Raw genomic sequence first — 17428 nt, 5'->3', positions numbered from 1 at the left:
GCTCCGTCGGCACTGATAACTAATGAGTGTCAAATCCAATAGACCATATATATTTTTATATACTTAACAGCTAATGACTGAAGTACTAAGAATTGGGAACCGTACAATCACGGCTGAAGAATTGATTCCCTTACTGGCAGGCTACCAAATGCTGCCACAGCTGCGACGGGAATTAATTATTGATGAAGCGATCGCATCAATAGACTGTACCCCAGAAGAAATCGCCCAAGCAAAACAGCAATTTTTCGCTGAGAGACAGCTAGCATCGGAAACCGATGTCAAAGCATGGATGGAATTTCTCGGTCTCAGTGCCAATCAACTAGAAGCTTTGACTTTGCGCAAGCTAAAAGTGGAAAAATTCAAGCAAATGACTTGGGGTAAAAAACTGGAATCTTATTTTTTCCAGTCTAAAGCCAAACTGGACAAAGTAATTTATTCTTTGCTGCGCACTCAAGATATTGGAATAGCGCAAGAACTCTACTTCCGCATTCAAGCCAAGGAACAATCCTTTGCCGAAGTAGCGCGGGAATATTCAAAAGGCCCAGAAGCGCAAACAGGAGGGTTAGTCGGCCCCATTGAACTCAACCAACTTCATCCAGCAATGGCGCAACTACTGACTAACACCCAACCAGGTCAGGTTTTACCGCCAACTCGCATTGCTGAATGGTTTGTGATTGTGCAGTTAGAGAAATTTATCCCCGCACAACTAGATGAACCGATGAGAGTGCGCCTGTTGAATGAACTGTTTGAAGGTTGGATACAGGAACAGCAAAGGCAAATGATGACTCCAGCTGCTTCTTTGAGTAGCTAAGGAGTTAGGAATTGGGAATGAGGCAAGAGGGACAAGAGACCTAATAACTCTTGACAAATGTCAAACTGCTTTTAGTTTGCTCTCTTCCGTCCCGTTGCCTTTATTCCATTTGCACAAAAAATCCAGTAAATTCATATTGCTCTTAGCATAGCCGTCGCTATTAGGGGCACCCTTTTAGGCGCGCATTATAGTATTAGTAAACATCATCGTAAAAGGAAGTTGAGAATATCGAGGCTTGATGTTGGATTTCACTACCTTGCAGAAAGCCACCTTCTCTTCGAGACGCTACGCGAACGATGTCTAAGTTCTAAGCAACCTACGAAGGATTTAATTCCATACTCTTTTTGTAGTGGGCTGTACTAAATAAGAAAATCTCTTAAGAAAAGGTAATAAACTAAAGGCTGACAATCGCTTGTTGTAAAGGTTTCATGGAGCCAATGTGGCGTAACTTCCTTGCGAGGCACTGGCTTTTCCTCCTGAGGCAAGCGATCGCGTCTTGGAGATGAATGAAGTGAGAAGAGTTTGACACGCCGATTCCACGTTATAGGCGTAAAAGTAGCGAAGACACTGTTGGTGAATTCGGAAACGCCTATGGGCTTGTAGTTAATTCAGCAATGAAACGATTGAGAGTTTTAAGTGCAGCTTTGTATCTAGTGGCTTGCTTACCTAACTTCAACTCCAACAAAATGCGATCGCGTAAAGCTTCAAGTGCTTTTAGTTGGGGCAGTAACGCGGTTGACGTTTGAGGATCTCGGCTCTATGCCAAATAGAAGCTTGGTTTAATTAGTTCAAACCACATACTCTACTGCATACACACATTGCTGACACATTGTTTAACGTAAGTCTTAGTATGGATGAAGCTGATGACAAGAGCGTAGCTATGTATTGGGAGAAAGAATTTGTTTAAAGGAGCGCTCAGTACGTGAGAAAGAACGTTATTTCTCTATCGGTTGTGTCGGGAGGGGTTCTAAGTGCATATATTGGTTTGTTTACGACCGCCAATGTTTATTTTCTCAATTATCGTGAAATGAGAATTAACGGGTGGTTTTACTTAGGAATAAACATAGGTCTATCGCTATATCTTCTTGGTATCTGTGCAACGGCTGTAATATTCCAACGGATGTCTTCCCAAGGATCAGAAATTGAGCCATCGTTTCTGATGTTAGGTGGCACGATTGGTTTGCTAGTTGGTAGCTCACCCCTCCTGTTCAATTTACTAACGCAGGCATCGTACTATTCCATTTCACCCTTGATAATCTTGCCTGTTTCGTTTTTGCTATCTATTTTAGGGATTCGTATTGCTTGTGAATTCCCACACAGGGAATCTAATTTCCATCGGAGAGTTTTATTATCGAGAAACTTAATTGGATGGCTAGTTGCTTTACTTGCCTTAACTGTTATCTGGATGAACAATAGCAGTTTTCCTGGAATAACTGCTGCGTCTGTGGTTCGGCAGCAATGGGCAGATAAAGAATTTAACAGATACAAAGAAGTTGTGGACACAATCAAAACCTGTCAGCCTATTATAAAGCAAGTAGGTAGAGTAAAATATGTTGCACCGACCTCTGGTAGAAACTATGTTATATCTGATCCTGGTAGTTCGGGTCATAGCGGGGAATTTACTTTAGAAGTTGTTGGTCAAAAAGGTGTAGGTGTGGCGAACTTTAGCTTTCATATTGATACTGTAGTTTCGCATGGCAAACTGACTTACCAAGGTCGGACACAAGAAATAGTCTGTCGAAGTTAGGGAAATAATTTGAACAAGGGGTGAAATGAGCATCCATGCAGAAAGTTACGCGCTTGGAATTGATGAGCTGCTTTTAATACTGCGTAGCTTGCCGCCGCAGGCATTGCTACGGATAAAGCTGTACCAATTGAAGTCTCGGAAATTTAGGAGCTTAAAACCCAAGATGAGCCGTATTAAATTGTTGCACCAAATAATCTATAGGTTAATTGGTACATCGAGAATCACGAAAAATATCGATTGGCAAAATGCTTATCCAGTAAGCATTACAGCCAAGCGCGTAACTTTCTGTACGATTGCTCATTTAGCCCCATAAGTCTCGGCTGTGGAAATAAAAGTAAGAAAGGGAGCAACTGGATTTTCTTACTTATGTCTGTATTGTTTCTATCTGCACCACCGGGCGATCGCACTTACTAGCCTTTACCGCGTAAGAAAGGTGAACAGCATTGGCTCATAAAACCCTTGTGAATAAAGCTTATAGCAACTCGGAGAATATTATGTCTTACTTTTTTCTTAAAAGTGCCCAATTACATAAGTAAAACCATCATAATTAGGGGCGGACATTGAATAAAATCTATCTTACGTAATCACATCTTTTGACCACAATACAAATCCCAAAACAAGTCAGACATAACCCGCCATTTCTCCTATTCTCTGATGCAATGCCCCCCAAAGATACTTGATCCAATCAGACTCGCCAACGGTCTAATGCCAAATGACTAACTAAACTGTTGCGCATAAAACCGTGTATAGCGTCCTTGCAGTGCTAACAGTTCTTCATGGGTTCCCGATTCCACAATTCGACCCTGTTCTAGAACTAAAATGCGATCGCATCTTTTCACTGTACTTAAACGGTGAGCAATAATAAATACAGTGCGTCCTTGCATTAGTCTTTCTAAAGCTTCTTGTACCAAGGCTTCTGACTCGGAATCTAAGGCTGATGTAGCTTCATCAAGTATCAAAATTTGCGGGTTAAGAAGAACAGCACGCGCGATCGCAATTCTTTGTCTTTGTCCCCCTGATAAATTTACCCCACGCTCGCCTACCCAAGTATCATAACCCTCTGGTAGCTGAGTAATAAATTGATGGGCGTTAGCAATTTTCGCCGCTGCTTCCACTGCTGACATTTCAAAGGAGTCTTGTCCAAAAGCGATATTTTGGGCAATTGTGCCAGAAAACATGATGGTTTCTTGGGGAACAATGCCAATTTGTCGCCGCAGACTATGAAGTGTGACATCGCGAATATCTACCCCATCAATCAGAATTTGACCAGATACTGGGTCATAAAAACGGGGTAGGAGATTCACAAAGGTAGTTTTACCAGCGCCAGAAGCACCCACAAGCGCGATCGCTTCTCCTGGTAATACCAACAAACTGATATCTTTTAATACAGGTTCGCCAGGATTATAGGCAAAATCCACATGGTCGTATTCCACCTTACCTTGGACGGAGGGAAGAACTGCGGCGTTAGGCTTTTCTAATACTGTCGGTTTAATTGCTAATAATTCAAAAACTCGGTCAACGGATGCCTCACCTTGCTTAAATTCGTTGTAGTTATTAGTAGTGTGTCCAATTGGGTCAATTAATAACGCCGCTGCTGCTAAGTAGCTGAAAAACTCTCCTACTGTTAAATTGCGTTGAGAAATTTGCCATCCTCCCACCAATAATAGTGTTAAAGCACTCACCGCTTCTAAAAATCCGACTATAGGAATTTGAATCGCTTTGAGTCGTTCGGCTGAGTATTTGGCTTTGAGACTGTGTTCTGCTTCTCGGCTAAACTTAGCAATTTCGTAGTTTTCCGCAGCAAAAGCTTGGACTAAACGAATTCCACTAAAAACTTCTGTGAGGATCGCCGATAAGCTGGAGACACGATTTTGACTGCGACGGGAATACTTCTGTAACCGTTCGCCAAACCAGCCAATTAAAATCCCCATCAGTGGTGCGACAATTACCGTTGCTAGTGTCAGCTGCCAATTTAAGTAAATCATATAGATAGGAATTGCCAGCAGTTGCAACACGCAAGGGATAAAATCGTGAAATATTCTATTGACTACTTCTCCAACCCTGTCAATATCCTCAGTTAGGCGGTAAGATAAATCACCTGCTTTTGCTGTCTCAAAATAGCTGAGATTGAGTTTTTGTAGGTGTGCGTAGGTCTGCTTGCGGAGATTAAACGCTACTCTTAAAGCAGCTCGTGCCATGTAGATATCTTGCACAGACTGAAAAAAGCCGCGGACAAGAAATACGACAGCGCAGATTCCAGCTAATTGTGCGATCGCTACTACATTACCGTCTCCAAAGGGAACTGCCAATTTACCTGCGAGATTAATCAGCGTTAACGTAGCCAGCACATATCCTACAATGCCAATAAATCCCTTAGTGATGGTTTGCCACTGAGGTCGGATATAAGGTAGCAGTTGCCAATAATTAGATCGCGTTTTCAAGCTGTCACATCCACAATAATCTTTTCCTTTGTCTGACGCTATCAGTTTTTGGGTAGTTTCTGAAGTCTAATTGAATTATCGAGGCTATTTGGCGATCGCCAAGGACTGCAAAATATCTAAGTTAAGAGGCGGCTGACTGAGAAATTTAGCATAGGCTGTACTCAAGTAAGGACGATATTCATCGTTATTGGCAATATAGGTTTCCATAAAAGCAACACTCAAAGCACTTAAATACTTACGAGCATTTTCTGAACTAGGCCCCATTAAAGTAGATGATATTGCCCCAAAGTTGTAATTACCGATATCACCTAAAGTAGATAAGTGCGTTCCTTGTTCCATCATCACCAGATATTTATCTGGAGTCGAGAGCCAGGTAAAAGGACGAATTTGCTCTGTATCTGCTGGTGCAATAAAATCATTACCACTGGCTACCATCATTACAGGCTCTTGAATTTGGCTCAATCCACTCTGTCCCAACAAACTGCTAGTTAAAGGATTGACTGCGATCGCAGCTTTGATACGTTTATCTTGTAAAGAGTAGCTTCCTGGTAATAACTCTGTTGTTTTGCACTGAACCAATAGCGGGAAATTCCAGAGTTCGCGATTGTTTTGGCAAGCTTTATTCAGTTGTTCAAAGTTAATTGTTGCTCCTGCTAAAGCCAAAGCTGTGTACCCACCCGCAGACTGACCTATAACTCCAACTTGGTGCAAAGCCAGCCGACTCAGCCTGGGGTCAGATTTTTGGCGACGTTCTAATTCATCCAGCAAATACTTCACATCTAAGGGTTGATTAATAGATTCCCTGGTTTCCGGAGGTGTAGCTAAACCTGCAAAGTATTGTTGAAATCTTTGGCGACTAATACCAGGATGCTCCAACACAGCCGTTGCAAAGCCATAGGAAGCAAGATGTTGAGCAAGATATGCAAAGGTTGTGCGGTCAGAAAATGCACCGTGGGAAATCACAACTAGGGGAATTAATTTGTTAGTAGTAGTGTGAGGTAGATAAATATCGCTAGCAAATTGTCGAGAACGAGATGCATCATATAAGGAGAGCGTGATTTTTTGCCAAGTCAACGGCCCAACCTGTCGCAAATCTGGTTTTTGGGAAAAGTCTATAGTTACAGCAGAGGTTGCTGCTGCTTGCTTTTTAATTTCTGAAACAGCCGCTTGCTGCTGTTTTAAACGCTTGGAAAAGTTTTTAGCTATTGTTATTCCTTGATTTAAATTTAGCTTCAGGCTGTCGCTGGGAAATCGATGCAATACATCAAGTACTGTCATCCCTTGTGGATCGGTGGCAGCTAAAATTAAAGCGGAGCGTAACGCGTAAAATCCATTTTGATTGCCTTCTGTTTCTACTAATTTTCCTAATTGACGAATTATTTCTTCTCCTAAAGGCGAGTAGGTAAATTGAGAAACCATTACCGGACTGATTGGAAAGTGTTGCTGGAGAAAGGAACGTAGCACGGCTAATTGTTGGGGAGTGGCAAATTTAGCATAAAATGCGAAGTCACTGTCAATTTTTCCCTCCTTGGCAAATAGCTCTAACGCATCAGCCGAAAGATAGAATTCTCCAAAAGGTGCGAATGAAAATGTAATACGTTCTGCTCCTAATGCAGGTAGGTTAATCAATGTAGCCAAAATCAAGTTATAGAAGGCAACCTGAAAAATTGACTTGAAATTTAGTATTTTTAGGCTGCCATATAATGATTTAGCTAGCAATAATTTGAATTTCAACATAATTGAATTGCTATCATACAACACTGAGTAAATAGACTGCGCTTGAGAGTATTGAGTTCTAGTTTCGATAAAGCCAGTAACAAAAATAATCGTGTAGTGCGATCGCATCTATTCCGCAAAGAGAATAGGGCAATATATACCCTTGCAACGGAAGCACTGCAAACACACTCTGAGTAATTGAGCTAATTTAAAGATTCATGCTGTAAAACTGAGAAGTAACCGATTTCTAAATAGTACCGAAGGTAACACCTTGTTGTTTGAGCCACTTACGGTATGCAATAGAATAGCGATCGCTCGGTAAATGTACTTCTGCTTGCAAATCCAAGGGTAAGCGTCGGGGTTGCTGAGATTCAACAATGGCAATATCTTGACTAGCAAGTTGATTGTGAATATCTAGATAGACTTCTACTGGAACTTCACGGGCGCTGTTTACCAATAACCAATGTTGCGCTACGCACTCATCTTCATCGACTGGCGTAATTGTATAGAAAATATTTAAACGACGATCTCCAGGCCCGAGTTTGAAGTATGCCACTAGCGGACGGAAGATGCGGTAATCGTAAGTGTTGAAAATCATTGGGGTTTGGTGAGGATTACCCGAATTCAAATCTAGTACCCACAAACCACATTTGAAACTAATCCCATTTGGAAGAGACTCTAATTCATAGTGCGTCAACTCAGGACGACTAGCGTGGGCAAATAATCCCGAATGCAGAATTGGGAAGTGTGCCGGATCGATGAAATTTTCCAGCACCCGTAGCGGGCTAGAGTGATAGTGGTAGGGGCCGCAGAAAATCTTGCGATAGCCCGGATCGTCCCATTCAGAAAACGCAGCGATGTCTTGTTTTGGTGTTCCTAAACAAACCCAGAGCAGATCGTAACGCTCTTGTACTTGGTAAGTTTTAACACAAGCTTGTGCTGGGGGCGATTGGTCTGGATTAGCCGGAACTAGTACGCATTTCCCATCGCTATTAAAGGCTAAACCGTGGTAAGGACAAACAAGGGTATCTTGATTGACATATCCTAGCGAAAGACGAGCGCCACGATGAGGGCAAACGTCTTGCCAAGCTAAGACTTTTTCGCCATTATGCCACAGCACTAGATCTGAGCCTAATAAGCGCTTGTGCAGAACTGTTCCGGGTTGGAGGTCTTGCGATCGCGCGATTACATGCCAATCATTCAGCAAAATCTGGTCTTGCACCATGAGTATCGACACCCATCAGGTCAAATACCTATATCTTAATCATCCGGTGAAAAAGCCATCAAAGGATCTGTGAAGAGGCTTTAAGATGTGTGACAAACTCAGCGTCTAACTCGCTTCTTGTTTAACTTTATATAGATACACAAATTGTCAGCAATCTCAAGAAGTAAGCGATCGCCAATCTTCTATAAGATAGTTTGAGGCATTCATGATTAGCTGAAATGCCCTTGGATAGCGGAATAAACATTCTCGTGTATAAAGCTTTCATCACAACCCCCGAAAATTTGGGTATGTTTGGGGATTCTTATTTATCTACAAGTAGTACAATTGTTCTATCAACAAACAATATTTCCCAACTTCCACCAACTTGAGTGCGATCGCCTTCTAGGAAGCTGCTAAGGCGATGGATTTGTTGTGCATATTGGGGATTTTTCGGAGGTCAACATCATGATCGCACAAGTACAGAGTGTAATTCCAGCCCAAGTTGACACTAAAGCCATTACAAAATCGGAGTTTGAGCAACACGCTCAAGAAAAAGCTAATACCCTCAAAAGCGTTGGGGGAGAAAAGTTTTCTTTACTTTCCCTTGGTGACGTTACTAAAACGATTTTACATCATGCCTTTTGGTTAGCCGAACAAAAACAGAAGCTTTCACTCAAGCAGTACAAAAAACTTCTTGTTGACCGAGGTTGGAAGGGTGAAGAAAAAAGATATCTGAAGATTGCGGCGGTATTTGGTGACTTTTCACCCCACGATTTAGCACAAATCGAACCTTTGACAGTATATCAACTAGCAAATAACAGTAATAAGTATAAACAAGTAATAGATGCGCTTTTAGATTTGAGTACTATTACTCAAGAAGCTGTACGTTCTTTAGTCAAAGAACATCGCACTCCTAAAGCAACAAAACCAGAAAAACCAAGTATTTGGCGACGGACTAAGAATGGTGGCAGATATTGTCAAATTCCCGCGATTCATGAAGAAGATGAGCGCACAGGGGTAACTTTGCAACGGATGATGGATACAGAAGGTTTGAGTGCCCAACAAATCGTAGCAGAAGCCATAGCCTTACGGCAGGCATATCAGCAAGGACAGCTAGCTTTTGTCAACGAAGACAAAAATTAACCTAATACTAATTCAAATAATCTTTGCGACAAATAAATTCTTTGTAGGAGCACGACACCCAAAATCTTTTGGTATATCAAATTATCTTATAGCGGTTCTCGATCTGGTGAGGTACATTTTTACAGCTACTAACCTTGTTAAATAAGATATGGGTGTACCTCAGTTGCTTAGGAAACGCTATACTGACGTTCCCTACTCATGTAATGTCTTCGTTCGCAATGACAAGCATTCAAGCTGAGATGATATCATCTGTCGCATTCTTTTTTTAAAATGGGAGAAATTCTAGTGGCTTCGACTTATGGTAGAAGCACAATGTTTGTTTCATCCCTACTATTAAGACCGTAGAGATAAACCGCAGTCTAACTGCTGTGTAACTTATGGACTTTAAGTACAGGTGGAAAAACGGCACCCAGCCAAGTCGAGATCAAGCAGCACGAAATCGGCATTTACTAGATGAAAGCCAGTTTGAGAATGAGCACGACCGTAACCTAGCTGAGGAAATGGCAAGAAAACATTTAAATGTACCTCTAACAACCGCAGATGAAGACCGTTCTATATTGCCTGAATCTGCTCCTGGCGAAGCATCGCGGTAGTGAATTTTGAGTTGGCTGAGGTGTGCCAATACCAATATCAAAACAATTTGTTAGCCTTGCAACTCAATTGCAAGGCAATGCAATTGTTATGTAAAACCTCTTCTCTTTTGCCTACTGCCTACTGCCCTCTGCCTTTTCAAACCAATAATTTTTAACGCTGACCTACTTATCTTAGTAATCTTAATTCTTTGAGGTCATCTATTGGCTCTTGAAATGAGCAGGAACCAAAGGAACGGAAGAAACGCTTTCTAGCTTCTGCTATTTCTGAAATATTCACTTGGTGATTTTTCCAAGCAATGCTGTCTCTTGTAAATTGAAAATTATCGCTCGATGATTCTGGGAGTAATTCTAAGGCTGTCTCTAGCGTTAATTTTTGATGATAAACAAGTGCTGCTAAGACGATGACATTCAAAAAACCGTGCATAACTGTGACTGGGCTATCTGCTTCACCAGTTACTCGATGTTTCCCTGGTAATGGATGATGCAGTCCTGCGGTTGCTTTAAAGGGAACTTGAGCTTCTGCAAATGCGAAAATACTTTGGCACAGTTGAGCAATACTCGGAAAGGCATCGACTGTTACACCGCCAGTACGAATTTTAGCGGCTGCACCAGTATGTTGCAAAACAGATAAATAGCTCTTGAAGTCGCTTTTAAAAGGTATTTCAAAGAATGATTCTATCTCAGTAGAGAGAGAGGAAAGTATTTTTTCGATATCAGTAGGTGGAAGGGGAGGGAATTCCAAGGATGTAATGGCAATTTTATCGTTGTTGAGTGACTGTAGTTGTGCAATCGCTTCTTTCACATCTCCAGCCATAATTATGCTCAATGGCCATTTTGTTGGTTTCTCCGGTAAAAGTTGCTCAAACTCTTGCAACCGAGAAACTGGCAAAATAAAGCGACCTAACATCCAAGCGTAGGGCGTTGTCTGATACTGAGCATAATTTGCCATTGCTGGCTGTAATTCCAACTTGGCTGGCGGAAACAGTCCAGCGTAGTCCACAACTGATGAAAGCAGCGCCTCTAATGATGCAAACATCGGACTTTACCTAGTGTATAAGGTAGAGGGCAAGGGGGATGAGGGAGTGTGGGGAGTGTGGGGAGTGTGGGGAGTGTGGGGGGACAAGGGGGACACGGGAGAAATAAGAATTAACTGTTGACTTTTGACTCTTGACTCTTGACTCTTGACATTTAATCTAATGGTAACGAGGTTGAAGCTTTAATTTCATCAAGAACAATATTTGTCTGGATTCTATCTATACCAGGAATGCGGGTAATTTTTTCTGATAATAACTTTGCTAAGTGTTGATGGTTAGGGACAACCATTTTCAATAAATAGTCAAATTCGCCGCTGAGATGGTGACATTCTAAAACTTCTGGTAGTTCTTTGACGCGATCGCAAAACATCCCTACGCATTCAGGCTGATGATTAGCTAAGGTTACTTGTGCAAAACACAGCAAGTCTAAACCTAGCGCCTCTCGATTCACTAAAGTAACATAGCGGTCTATCACGCCTTTTTCTTCTAGCTTGCGCAATCTCTTCTGCAACCCAGGCGTTGAGAGATTCACGTGACGAGCTAATTCAGCAAAAGTTATCCGGCTGTTCTCTTGCAACAGACACAACAGTTGCCGGTCAATATCATCCAATTGTTGGAGTTGTTCAAAGTTCTTGAGTGTTGGCTTCACTTTTACATTCTCCTTTTAGTGCTGAGTCATAAGTCTTGAGTCCTGAGTAATGAATGGAATCCTTACTCAGCACTAATGAAAGCCACAAGGCAATTTTCCTCCTCTACGTCGAAGGAAATGGCATTGCTTGTTGCTATTTTTCAGAATATCCCTATATAGGGTAGTTAAAACTACATTCTAAATTTATTTTAAAAGTTAATATTTTACACTTGTAGATGCTTGTAAGTAAAATTTATAATCTAAATTAGGAGACTAGAGTTAAGAATCTCAACTCAAGATTTCGTTAACGAATGATAGATTTTTGCAAAGGCATCAGGTAAACCTGCCAAAGGGGAGATGTTTATCTATATAAATCTCCTTCTTTAGGAGACTGTGCCTAGATTGTTAGCGCAGGCAGTGTAGAAGAGAAGGCATCGATCCCGACCATGTTTGGTTAAAGGATGAAAAACCTGAAGCTTTCTGCATTTAAGCTTTTTGAAACGGCTATTCCACTAACAGGAAGTTCAGCAGTTCAGAAGCTTTTTAGAAGGAGTCATATATGATGAACGATTTTTGCCCAATTAAGCGCATCGATCACTTGGAATTTTATGTTGGGAACGCCAAGCAAGCAGCGCTTTTTTATACTAAGTGTTTTGGATTTACTAACACAGCTTATCGAGGCTTAGAAACCAACTACCGCGACACAGCATCGTATTTGATGCAACAAGGTAATATCAATTTTGTTTTAAGTACAGGGCTAAATCCAGATAATCTGATTGCTAAAAGTGTACTGAAACACGGCGATAATGTAGCGATTATTGCTCTAGAAGTACCGGATGCAGTTAGCGCTTACAAACAGACAACTAGCCGAGGTGCTTTAGGAGTAATTACACCCACAGAAGAAGAAGATACTTATGGGGTATTTCGTTATTCTGCGATTCGCGGCTACGGTGACACTTTAATCAAGTTTATCGATCGCAGCGATTATGCAGGTTTGTTTGCGCCTGGTTTCGAGGCTCAAACTAAGACGCACCTCACCAGCCCAGGAGTGGGATTAAAAGCCATTGATCATATAGTTGGTAACGTCGAACTCGGTGCAATGGAACGTTGGGTGCAGTTTTTTGCCGAGACAATGGGCTTTAATTTGTTAGTAGAGTTTGACGATAAAACCATTGCTACAGAATATTCTGCCTTAATGTCTAAGGTAATGCAGGATGGTTCGGGCAAAATTAAATTACCAATTAACGAACCTGCTAATGGTAAACGCAAATCTCAAATTGAAGAATATTTAGAATATAACTATGGCCCTGGAGTTCAGCATATAGCGTTGGCAACTGACAATATTATTGAGACAGTTACCCGTATGAAAGCAACAGGTGTGGAATTTTTGGTTGCGCCACCAACTTATTACGAGAACTTAGAACAACGGGTAGGAAAAATTGACGAATCTATAGATAAGTTGGCAGAATTAGGCATCTTGGTAGATAGAGATCGAGATGGGTATTTGCTGCAAATTTTTACTCAACCCGTACAAGATAGACCCACATTGTTTTTTGAGGTGATTGAACGACACGGGGCGCGGGGCTTCGGTGAAGGAAACTTCAAAGCCTTGTTTGAAGCTATTGAACGCGAACAAGCACGACGGGGAAATCTCGTAAGTGTTTAGTGGTTCATCGCACTGAATTTGATGGGTTAGGAAAAGAACCACAGAGGCACAAAGACACAAAGGAAGAGGGAAAGAAGATCGAGATCAATGTGGTGGAGTACTAAAAGCAGGGCGAAATTATGACTTACTACTATAAGTTGGGAAAACTACCACACAAACGACATACACAGTTTCATCAACCCAACGGTTCTTTATATCACGAAGAGTTAATTAGTATTCGCGGATTTTCTGGCGTGCAATCTCTGCTTTACCACTTGCGTCCGCCTACGCAAATTGAGAAGATTTTGCTGGAACAAAGGGTAGAGATTCCTTATGAAGAACCAGGTGCCTTATTACATCGACACTTACGCACAGCTACAGTAGATTTAGGTGGGGATGCGATCGCATCTCGTATTCCCCTAATGGCTAATACAGATGTCTGCATTTCGGTGGCGCGTCCTACCCAACCGATGCATTACTGGTATCGCTTTGCTCACGGTGATGAAGTACTTTTCATCCACGATGGTAGCGGTATATTAGAAAGTCAATATGGCATTCTGCGTTACAACGTTGGTGATTATTTAGTAATTCCCACAGGTGTAATGTGGCGGATAATTCCCGATGCGGGGATTGAGCAAAGAATGCTCGTTATTGAAGCCTACGGACATATTGACCCGCCAGCGCGTTACCTCAATCGTTACGGTCAATTCCTCGAACATTCTCCCTACTGCGAACGTGACATTCGCCCACCGGATGAGTTAATTACCCACGATGAAGCAGGAGAATTTGAGGTAAGAGTCAAAGCCCAAAATCAAATTACCAGTTACCTTTATCGCCATCATCCTTTAGATGTAGTTGGCTGGGATGGACATCTCTGGCCCTTTGCTTTCAATATTGAAGACTTTGAGCCAATTACAGGGCGACTGCATCAACCACCACCTGTACATCAAACCTTTGAAGCGCCAGGATTTGTGGTGTGTTCTTTTGTACCGCGCCTGTTCGATTATCATCCCCAAGCAGTTCCAGCTCCTTATAACCATTCCAACGTTGATTCAGATGAGGTCATCTATTACGTAGAAGGCAACTTTATGTCCCGCAAAGGAATCGATCGGGCATCGATTACCGTTCATCCTAGCGGCATTCCCCACGGCCCCCACCCAGGAATGTATGAGGGGTCAATTGGGAAAGAACGGACAAACGAACTGGCAGTAATGATTGATACTTTCCGTCCGTTGAAACTAACGAAGTATGCCTTAGCTTTAGAAGACAAAAACTATTCTTACAGTTGGACATCACATCTAGGAGAACCTGTACGCAGTTAACAATTAAAAATTGAAGACAGTTTGAGTTAGGTAGTTCCACCTCAAATCAAACTGGTTTCGCAAATGAGGTGAGTTTATGACTCAAGTTCTAGCAACACCAAAAAATTTAAATATTTCCTCACGAATTGAGGAACGCTTGCAGCGAGGTGAATTGACTCAAGCGCAAGTGAACAGTTTCCGCGACTTCCTTACCGAAGTAGAAAGAGAATTTTTGCAGCACCGGATCATTACTAACAACACCTATACTCGGTGGTTTAGCAATGGTACGGTGACAGATGAAGAATTACGCCATTTCATTAAACAATTTTCGGTATTCTCCAACCTATTTTTAGTAGCAGCTTTACTGAAAGCAATTAACTCACCTACCCTCAAACAGTCGCGGGCTAGTCGAGAGATTTTATTAAACGAGTTGGGCGTAATTTATCGTCAATCTGGGAAAAATGGCAGCACTCATTTAGCCCAAACCGAGGAAGATAAAGACAAAGAAGGCGACCCCGAACTAGTAAGTACAGAAGGGACTGTAGACGGTGGTGTTTGTCGTTTCCGGGCTGCGCATTTTGAATGGCTGTTAGGTGTAGCTGAAGGGTTGGGGCTACACTACGAAGAACTGGGTAAGCGCAAGCACGGTCGCCCCAGTACTTTACACTTCTGCGATGAATTGCAACGCCTTTATGGTAGCGACGACCCGCACATAGCTGAAGGTGCTAGCTTTGCTGTGGAGAATTGGGCAGCAGCAGGCTTCTGGCAAGAGTTAGAAGACGGGCTAACGCGCATTAAACAAACACGACATCCGCAGCTGCATTTAGCATTCTTCACTTGGCACAACCGCGTTGAAGGACAGCACGCGGGACATACTTTAGAAGAATTGGAAGAAGTATATTTTCAGCCAGACTTTGACCGAGGTAAGTTCATCCAAGGAGGGCGAGAGATTTTAGATGCGATCGCTGTTTTCTGGGATGGTCTTAATGAAGACAGAGTAAGCAAAGTATTTACTTAGTAGTTTTTTTAACGCAGAGGGGCGCAAAGTCAACTCAAAGTAACGCAGAGTGTTTGCAAACCTTATCCTCTCTGCCTCTCTGCGCCTCTGCGTGATACTAAAATCCAAAATTATATAAGAGGTAAGGGCGATGACAAAGCAGTTATCGCTAGAACAAATTATCGCTTGCGGTATAGCAAGAGAAACGGCTGCCGCAATGCTACCACAAATCAATCGGTGGTTATCCTCACTGCCTGCCGCAGAGTGCTGGCAGCAATTCACGCGCCACATCTTGAAATCTGACCAACCTTTTGACTTTCACGAACTTCTTTATAAAAGCGCCGGACAGCCTCCCGCTTGGTTTCCCACGGAGGAGCAAATTCAGTCAACCAACATCGCGGCGTTGATGAAACAGCTAAATGTGGATTCCTACGCAGAACTGCACGCTTGGTCAACTCAGCATCGTGGCGAGTTCTGGGAGATGATGATTCAACGATTAGGTATCCGCTTGCACAAGCCATACAGTAGAATTGTTGACCTGTCGGGTGGTGTGGAGTCTCCGCAATGGCTGGTGGATGCGCGGTTAAATATAGTTGAGAGTTGTTTGTTGGCAGATGAAAATGCCCCAGCCATTATCTTTCAAGAAGAAGGTGGTTCGCTGTCTACCCTCACCTATAAAGAACTCCACAGTTTAACTAACCGCGTCGCCAATGGATTGGTGACAGCTGGCTTTGTTCCTGGGGATGCGATCGCGATTGCTATGCCGATGACTGCTGAATCGGTGGCGATTTATTTAGGTATTATCAAAGCTGGCTGTGTGGTGGTTTCCATTGCTGACAGTTTTGCGGCGGCGGAAATTGCCATACGGTTGCATATATCTGAGGCAAAAGCTATCTTTACGCAAGACTATATTTGGCGTTGCAGTAAGCAATTACCTCTTTATTCCAAAGTAGTGGATGCCAATGCACCAAGAGCGATCGTCCTGGGAACTTCTGTAGAATTGCGTTCTAACGATCTAACTTGGAAAGAATTTCTGAGCAACGAAGAAGAATTTGAAGCTTTTTCTGCCAATCCTGCGGCTTACAAGAATATCCTCTTCTCCTCCGGTACTACAGGAGTCCCGAAAGCAATTCCTTGGACGCAAACCACCCCGATTAAATGCGCTGCGGATGGACATTTACATCAAGATATCCATGCTGGTGATGTCGTAGCCTGGCCGACTAATTTAGGGTGGATGATGGGGCCGTGGCTGATTTATGCCAGCTTAATTAATCGCGCCACCATTGCTCTTTACTATGGCACACCCACAGAAAGGGGATTTGGCGAGTTTATTCAAAATGCGCGCGTGACGATGCTGGGTGTAGTGCCAAGTTTAGTCAGCGTTTGGAAAACTACCGCCTGTATGCAAGGGCTTGATTGGAGCAGTATCAAAGCCTTCAGTTCTACTGGTGAATGTTCTAATCCCCAAGATATGCTGTTTTTGATGTCTCTAGCAGGCTACAAACCAATTGTAGAGTACTGCGGTGGTACAGAAATTGGCGGGGCATACATCACTAGTACTCTGGTACAACCTTCTGCACCTGCAACTTTTACTACACCAGCTTTAGGGCTAGACTTAGCGATTGTGGATGAAGAAGGGCATCCTGCTGATAAAGGTGAAGCGTTTATAGTTGCTCCTTCTATTGGTCTTTCTACTGAGTTGTTAAACAAAGACCATCATCAAGTTTACTTCGCCAATACTCCTCAATCTTCGCTACGCCGTCATGGCGATCGCATTGAGCGTTTAGCTAACGGCTACTACCGCGCTCAAGGTCGAGTTGATGACACGATGAATTTAGGGGGTATCAAAGTTAGCTCAGTGGAAATTGAGCAAATTGTCAATTCTGTAGAGGGAATTTGTGAAGCTGTGGCGATCGCTTTTTCGCCTCCTGAGGGCGGGCCGAGTCAATTAGCGATCTACGCTGTAGTGGAAAATCATCTCCAGCAGAACAAAGAATTACTCAAAAATTCTCTACAAACGGCAATTCGCCAGCAACTCAATCCCTTATTTAAAATTCAAGACATCGTAATCGTTGATACATTGCCACGTACTGCATCCAATAAAGTCATGCGTCGCGTGCTACGCGAACATTATCAGGCTGTTTTAGCAAGTTACAAATTAGTCTGAG

Annotated in this window: 14 protein-coding genes; 8 read left to right on the top strand and 6 right to left on the bottom strand. The window is 42.6% G+C overall.

Annotated elements, in window-relative coordinates; all coding sequences use genetic code 11:
• Positions 1 to 73: 73 nt before the first annotated feature.
• Positions 74 to 811, top strand: a complete 738-nt coding sequence (locus AACU33_RS08210) for a peptidylprolyl isomerase (RefSeq protein ID WP_096588041.1) — start codon at positions 74 to 76, stop codon at positions 809 to 811.
• Between the two features lie 394 nt (positions 812 to 1205).
• On the opposite strand, the gene AACU33_RS08205 is transcribed toward AACU33_RS08210, so the two are convergent.
• Positions 1206 to 1340 (bottom strand): hypothetical protein, encoded by a 135-nt coding sequence (locus AACU33_RS08205; protein WP_339375850.1) that lies wholly within the window; start codon positions 1338 to 1340, stop codon positions 1206 to 1208.
• Positions 1341 to 1931: 591 nt separating this feature from the next.
• On the opposite strand from AACU33_RS08205, the gene AACU33_RS08200 reads away from it, so the two are divergent.
• A complete protein-coding gene (locus AACU33_RS08200) occupies positions 1932 to 2558 on the top strand; it encodes a hypothetical protein (protein ID WP_339375849.1) in 627 nt (208 codons plus the stop codon).
• A 716-nt stretch (positions 2559 to 3274) separates the two neighbouring features.
• On the opposite strand, the gene AACU33_RS08195 is transcribed toward AACU33_RS08200, so the two are convergent.
• From AACU33_RS08195 to AACU33_RS08185, 3 genes are all read right to left on the bottom strand, one after another.
• A complete protein-coding gene (locus tag AACU33_RS08195; protein ID WP_096588038.1) occupies positions 3275 to 4999 on the bottom strand; it encodes an ABC transporter ATP-binding protein in 1725 nt (574 codons plus the stop codon).
• Between the two features lie 84 nt (positions 5000 to 5083).
• Entirely contained in the window at positions 5084 to 6736 is a 1653-nt protein-coding gene (locus AACU33_RS08190) for an alpha/beta hydrolase (RefSeq protein ID WP_096595190.1), read from the bottom strand.
• 226 nt (positions 6737 to 6962) lie between these two features.
• Positions 6963 to 7940 carry an aromatic ring-hydroxylating dioxygenase subunit alpha gene (locus AACU33_RS08185; protein WP_096588037.1) on the bottom strand — a complete coding sequence of 326 codons (978 nt, stop codon included), beginning with the start codon at positions 7938 to 7940 and terminating at the stop codon, positions 6963 to 6965.
• Positions 7941 to 8384: 444 nt separating this feature from the next.
• On the opposite strand from AACU33_RS08185, the gene AACU33_RS08180 reads away from it, so the two are divergent.
• The gene (locus AACU33_RS08180) at positions 8385 to 9062 is read left to right on the top strand and encodes a hypothetical protein (RefSeq protein WP_096588036.1); all 678 of its coding nucleotides are present in this window, start codon (positions 8385 to 8387) and stop codon (positions 9060 to 9062) included.
• A 377-nt stretch (positions 9063 to 9439) separates the two neighbouring features.
• Positions 9440 to 9655: a bromodomain-containing protein gene (locus AACU33_RS08175; RefSeq protein WP_096588035.1), complete on the top strand. Its 216-nt coding sequence runs from the start codon at positions 9440 to 9442 to the stop codon at positions 9653 to 9655.
• 166 nt (positions 9656 to 9821) lie between these two features.
• Here AACU33_RS08175 and AACU33_RS08170 read toward each other — a convergent pair whose 3' ends face one another.
• On the bottom strand, positions 9822 to 10691 hold the full coding sequence (locus AACU33_RS08170; protein WP_096588034.1) for a hypothetical protein: 870 nt from the start codon (positions 10689 to 10691) through the stop codon (positions 9822 to 9824).
• 152 nt (positions 10692 to 10843) lie between these two features.
• A complete protein-coding gene (locus AACU33_RS08165) occupies positions 10844 to 11338 on the bottom strand; it encodes an Lrp/AsnC family transcriptional regulator (RefSeq protein WP_096588033.1) in 495 nt (164 codons plus the stop codon).
• A 538-nt stretch (positions 11339 to 11876) separates the two neighbouring features.
• Between AACU33_RS08165 and hppD the strand changes: the two genes are divergently transcribed.
• The 4 genes from hppD (at position 11877) to AACU33_RS08145 (ending at position 17427) form a co-directional block, all read left to right on the top strand.
• Positions 11877 to 12983 carry a 4-hydroxyphenylpyruvate dioxygenase gene (gene hppD, locus AACU33_RS08160; protein ID WP_339375848.1) on the top strand — a complete coding sequence of 369 codons (1107 nt, stop codon included), beginning with the start codon at positions 11877 to 11879 and terminating at the stop codon, positions 12981 to 12983.
• Positions 12984 to 13102: 119 nt separating this feature from the next.
• Positions 13103 to 14284, top strand: coding sequence for a homogentisate 1,2-dioxygenase (locus AACU33_RS08155; RefSeq protein WP_096588031.1), 1182 nt, complete (start codon positions 13103 to 13105; stop codon positions 14282 to 14284).
• A 76-nt stretch (positions 14285 to 14360) separates the two neighbouring features.
• A complete protein-coding gene (locus tag AACU33_RS08150; protein WP_096588030.1) occupies positions 14361 to 15281 on the top strand; it encodes a hypothetical protein in 921 nt (306 codons plus the stop codon).
• Between the two features lie 130 nt (positions 15282 to 15411).
• Positions 15412 to 17427, top strand: a complete 2016-nt coding sequence (locus AACU33_RS08145; RefSeq protein ID WP_096588029.1) for an AMP-binding protein — start codon at positions 15412 to 15414, stop codon at positions 17425 to 17427.
• Position 17428 lies beyond the last annotated feature (1 nt).

It is taken from the genome of Calothrix sp. NIES-2098, assembly GCF_963875125.1.
Classification (GTDB): domain Bacteria; phylum Cyanobacteriota; class Cyanobacteriia; order Cyanobacteriales; family Nostocaceae; genus Aulosira.
This window is presented reverse-complemented; position numbering and strand designations above follow the sequence as displayed.

What these genes read in the sequence shown, in the direction of transcription:
- AACU33_RS08190 (WP_096595190.1), bottom strand. Translation starts at nt 6,736, where the DNA reads ATGTTGAAATTCAAATTATTGCTAGCTAAATCATTATATGGCAGCCTA.
- AACU33_RS08175 (WP_096588035.1), top strand. Translation starts at nt 9,440, where the DNA reads ATGGACTTTAAGTACAGGTGGAAAAACGGCACCCAGCCAAGTCGAGAT.
- AACU33_RS08150 (WP_096588030.1), top strand. Translation starts at nt 14,361, where the DNA reads ATGACTCAAGTTCTAGCAACACCAAAAAATTTAAATATTTCCTCACGA.
- AACU33_RS08180 (WP_096588036.1), top strand. Translation starts at nt 8,385, where the DNA reads ATGATCGCACAAGTACAGAGTGTAATTCCAGCCCAAGTTGACACTAAA.
- hppD (WP_339375848.1), top strand. Translation starts at nt 11,877, where the DNA reads ATGATGAACGATTTTTGCCCAATTAAGCGCATCGATCACTTGGAATTT.
- AACU33_RS08155 (WP_096588031.1), top strand. Translation starts at nt 13,103, where the DNA reads ATGACTTACTACTATAAGTTGGGAAAACTACCACACAAACGACATACA.
- AACU33_RS08210 (WP_096588041.1), top strand. Translation starts at nt 74, where the DNA reads ATGACTGAAGTACTAAGAATTGGGAACCGTACAATCACGGCTGAAGAA.
- AACU33_RS08200 (WP_339375849.1), top strand. Translation starts at nt 1,932, where the DNA reads ATGTCTTCCCAAGGATCAGAAATTGAGCCATCGTTTCTGATGTTAGGT.
- AACU33_RS08170 (WP_096588034.1), bottom strand. Translation starts at nt 10,691, where the DNA reads ATGTTTGCATCATTAGAGGCGCTGCTTTCATCAGTTGTGGACTACGCT.
- AACU33_RS08145 (WP_096588029.1), top strand. Translation starts at nt 15,412, where the DNA reads ATGACAAAGCAGTTATCGCTAGAACAAATTATCGCTTGCGGTATAGCA.
- AACU33_RS08185 (WP_096588037.1), bottom strand. Translation starts at nt 7,940, where the DNA reads ATGGTGCAAGACCAGATTTTGCTGAATGATTGGCATGTAATCGCGCGA.